1 protein-coding gene is annotated in these 381 nt (G+C 41.7%); it reads left to right on the top strand.

The features are described 5' to 3' along the window. On the top strand, positions 1-381 hold a 381-nt coding region (locus tag AC6UDG_RS07405), incomplete at both ends, for a mucin-binding protein (protein ID WP_500706950.1).

Consider the following 381-nt stretch of genomic DNA (forward strand, 5'->3'; position numbering starts at 1 on the left):
TCATTATCCAGACGGAACCGGTGTAAATGACCTAACTAAAAATATTACGAGAACCGTGCATTATGTCTATGCCGATGGCAGCAAAGCTTCAGAAGATCGCATTGAAACAGTTACGTTTAACAGAACCGCAACCTTCGATGAGGTTACTGGCAAGGTAACATACAGTGACTGGACTTCAACTACCGCAGTCTTTGGTGAAATCGATTCACCTAAAATTACTGGTTACACACCAGATAAGGCAAGTGTTGGATCAGAAACAATTGGTCCTGACGCAACTAACTCTAGTGTTACCGTTACCTACAATGCCAACGATGAAAAGGCTCAAGTTCAATACATTGACCAAGACGATGGTAACAAGGTTATTCATACTGATGGCTTGAA

The organism is Fructilactobacillus sp. X2R1C1, assembly GCF_059901435.1.